Genomic DNA, 3,687 nt, shown 5'->3' on the forward strand with positions numbered 1-3,687 from the left:
TCGCAGCGGGTGAAGCTGTATCGCCGGCTGCTGCCGATCGTCATCCTGGTGCTGGCGGGGGGCGCCCTGACCTGGACCGTCTTCCGCACCGTCATGTCGGGCGTCGAGCGCCGCGCCACCCAGGGGCAGGAGGTCCGGCTCGACAATCCGATGTTCCACGGCCAGGACGCGCAAGGGCGTTCCTTCGTCATCGGCGCCCAGGGGGCGGTGCGCGATGGAACCACCGGCCACTTCCGCCTGATCGGCCCGGCGCTGAAGCTGAACCTGGGCGGCCGCAAGGTCACGGAGCTGACCGCCGACGGCGGCACCTATGTCGAGACCCAGCGCAAGGTCGTGATCGGGCCGAACGTCAAGATTTCGGACGGCGGCTCCGGCTTCGTCCTGACCACGCCGGAAGCCGTGGTCGACACCAACACGGGCGTAGTGACAGGCGACAAGGGCGTCCAGGGGCAAGGCCCCCTTGGAACCATCAAGGCTTCGTCCTATGCCATCTATGATCAGGGCCAACGGGTCGTCTTCAGCGGCCAGGGCGACAACAAGATGAGCGGGACCATCAACCCCGCGGGATCCGGCAGATGACCATGTCCAAGTCGAACACCATGATCGCAGGCGCCGCCCTGCTTCTGGCCCTGACGGTCCCCGCGACGTCGGGCGCCCAGAGCGCGCGCGCCGACGCCTCGAAGCAGCCCGTGCAATACGGGGCCGACGGCGGCGAATACACCCCCAACGGCTTCGCCCTGCGCGGCCGGGCCGAACTGACGCAAGGCGGCAATCGCCTACGCGCCGACGCCATCACCGGCGTCACGGCCAACGGCGACCTGAGCCGGGTCGAGGCGACCGGCAACGTCTATTTCGTCACCCCGGACCAGAGCATGCGCGGCGACCGCGCCGTCTACACCCTGTCCAACGCCGAGGTGGTGGTGACGGGCGACGTCATCCTGACCCAGGGCAAGAACGTCCTGACCGGCAGTCGGCTGGTCTATAACGTCCGCACCGAGACCGCCCGCATGGAAGGCGGAAGCGGCCGGGTGCAGGGCGTCTTCTATCCGCAAGGGAACTGACCCCGCTTGGCGCGCAAGGAACTCTCAGCCCTCAACCTCGACCAGGCGACCACCGACGAAACGGCCGCCCCTGAAGAGGCGCGCCACACCGGCCTGCGCGTCGAGCACATCGCGCGCAGCTTCGGTCAACGCAAGGTGGTCAAGGACGTCTCACTGACCGTCCAGCGCGGCGAGGTCTGCGGCCTGCTGGGGCCCAACGGGGCGGGCAAGACCACCTGCTTCTATATGATCACCGGCCTGATCCCGGCCGACAGCGGCGCGATCTGGCTGGACGGCGAAGAGATCACCCAGCAGCCCATGTATCAACGCGCCCGCATGGGTCTGGGCTATCTGGCGCAGGAAGCCTCCATCTTCCGCGGCATGACGGTCGAGCAGAACATCAAGGCCGTGGTCGAACTGCACGAAAAGACCGCCGCCGGCGTCCGTGAGGAAACCACCCGCCTGCTGGAAGAACTGCGCATCGACCACCTGCGCCACGCCCCGGCCACCGGCCTGTCAGGCGGCGAGCGTCGTCGCGTCGAGATCGCCCGCGCCCTGGCGGCCCGCCCCAGCTTCATGCTGCTGGACGAACCCTTCGCCGGCATCGACCCCCTGGCCATCGCCGACATCCGTCACGTGATCCGCTACCTGTCCAGCCAGGGCATCGGCGTGCTGATCACCGACCACAACGTCCGTGAGACCCTGGACATCATCGACCGCGTCTCGATCATTTCGGCCGGTTCGGTCCTGTTCGAAGGCACGGCCGACGAGGCCGTCGGCGACCCCGAGGTGCGCCGCGTCTATCTGGGCGAAATGTACGCCTGACGCGCTGCGACCATCTGGCGAACGCCTTGTTCGCCAGACGTTAAGTTCTCTGCCGCACGATCCCAGCAAGAACCGGGCCAAAGCGGCTCGCGGGAGGGATTAAGGCGCCGTGATCGGTCAGAGGCTGGAGGTCAGACAGGGTCAGGGGCTGGTCATCACGCCCCAACTGCAGCAGGCGATCAAGCTGCTGCAACTGTCGAATCTCGAGCTGGAAGCCTTCGTCGAGGGCGAGCTGGAACGGAACCCCCTGCTGCAACGCGACGAAGGCGACGCCGGGGGCGAAGCCAGCTCCGAGCCTGTCGAGACCGCATCATCCGGCGAGGCCGGCGAGTTGCAATTCACCGAACCCTCGGGCGAGGCCGAACGCGCCATGGATGCGCGCGCCGAGGATCTCTACGACGACGCCCCGCCCGGCGAACGCGACGCCGACCGCAAGCGCGACGCCGGCGAGTCGGGCGAGCAGCCCGGCCTGTCCGACTGGTCTCGCGTCGGCGGCGGCGGTCTGGACGGCGAGGGCCTGGAGCGCCCCGACACCCGCGAGGCGACACTGTGGGAGCACCTGCAGGCCCAGGCCTCGTCCGCCGGGTTCAGCGCCGCCGATCACGCCATCGCCCTGACCCTGATCGACGCCACCGACGAGGGCGGCTACCTGCGCGCCGAACTTCAGGAGATCGCCGACCGCCTGGGCGTCGACCTGGAGCGCATCGAATCGGTGCTGGCCGTCTGCCACGGCTTCGAGCCGACCGGCGTCATGGCGCGTTCCGCGCCCGAATGCCTGAAGCTGCAACTGATTGAGCGCAACCGCTTCGACCCGGCCATGGCGGCCCTGCTGGACCATCTGGAGCTTCTGGCGCGGCGCGACTTCCCTGCCCTGCGCAAGGCCTGCGGGGTCGACGCCGAGGACCTGACCGACATGATCGCCGAGCTGAAGGCTCTGACGCCGCGCCCCGGCGCGGGCTTCGGCGGCGAGCCGGCCCAGACCGTCGTGCCCGACGTCCACGTCCGTCCTGATCCAGCCGGCGGCTGGCGGGTCGAGCTGAACGCCGACACCCTGCCCCGCCTGCTGATGGACAAGCGTTATCACGGCGTGGTCGCCGCCGGCGCGCGCTCGGAAACGGAAAAGGCCTTCGTCGCCGACTGCGCCGCCCAGGCCAGCTGGCTGGTCAAGTCGCTGGACCAGCGGGCCAAGACCATCCTCAAGGTCGCCTCCGAGATCGTGCGCCAGCAGGACGCCTTCCTCGCCTTCGGCGTGGAGTTCCTGCGCCCCCTGACGCTGAAGACGGTGGCCGACGCCATCGAGATGCATGAATCAACGGTCAGCCGCGTCACCTCGAACAAGTATGTCGCCACCCCGCGCGGGGGGTTCGAGCTCCAATTCTTCTTCACCGCCGCCATCCAGTCGTCAGAAGGCGGCGCCCTGCACTCGGCCGAGGCCGTGCGCCACCGGATTAAATCGATGATCGACGGCGAGTCTGTCGGCGGCGACGTGCTGAGCGACGACCGGATCGTCGAAATCCTCAATGAGGCCGGCATCGACATCGCCCGGCGCACCGTCGCCAAGTATCGGGAAGCCTTGAGAATTCCGTCGTCCGTCCAGCGCCGCCGCCTGCTCAAGACCGGCTGATCACGTCCTGTTGCAAGCGTCACCACAAATCGGTGATCGGCGTTGACACCAAACGCAACCCGTCGCGTTCTATGCCTATGCAGATCCAAGTCAGCGGCAAGCAAGTGGATGTCGGCGAAGCGCTAAGCTCGCGCATCTCCCAGGAACTCGAAGAGGGAGTCGGCAAGTATTTCGCCCGTGGCGGCGAAAACGCCGAGG

At 67.9% G+C, this 3,687-nt stretch carries 4 protein-coding genes and 1 pseudogene; all 5 read left to right on the forward strand.

Annotated features, from left to right (window positions below; translation table 11 throughout):
* Positions 1–579 (forward strand): LPS export ABC transporter periplasmic protein LptC (gene lptC / locus VGE49_RS13190; RefSeq protein ID WP_331034998.1); only part of this gene is annotated, 579 nt, incomplete at its 5' end.
* Positions 576–1,061, forward strand: coding sequence for an LptA/OstA family protein (locus VGE49_RS13195; protein ID WP_331034999.1), 486 nt, complete (start codon positions 576–578; stop codon positions 1,059–1,061). The genes lptC and VGE49_RS13195, both read left to right, overlap by 4 nt.
* A gap of 6 nt (positions 1,062–1,067) precedes the next feature.
* Positions 1,068–1,865, forward strand: a complete 798-nt coding sequence (gene lptB / locus VGE49_RS13200) for an LPS export ABC transporter ATP-binding protein (protein WP_331035000.1) — start codon at positions 1,068–1,070, stop codon at positions 1,863–1,865.
* Between the two features lie 109 nt (positions 1,866–1,974).
* Positions 1,975–3,489 carry an RNA polymerase factor sigma-54 gene (gene rpoN / locus VGE49_RS13205; RefSeq protein WP_331035001.1) on the forward strand — a complete coding sequence of 505 codons (1,515 nt, stop codon included), beginning with the start codon at positions 1,975–1,977 and terminating at the stop codon, positions 3,487–3,489.
* Between the two features lie 77 nt (positions 3,490–3,566).
* Positions 3,567–3,687, forward strand: a pseudogene (locus tag VGE49_RS13210) (ribosome hibernation-promoting factor, HPF/YfiA family); the annotation flags it as partial.

It is taken from the genome of Brevundimonas sp. (assembly GCF_036405315.1).
Lineage (GTDB): Bacteria > Pseudomonadota > Alphaproteobacteria > Caulobacterales > Caulobacteraceae > Brevundimonas.

Coding starts and splice junctions, on each gene's coding strand:
- VGE49_RS13195 (WP_331034999.1), top strand. CDS start 576: ATGACCATGTCCAAGTCGAACACCATGATCGCAGGCGCCGCCCTGCTT.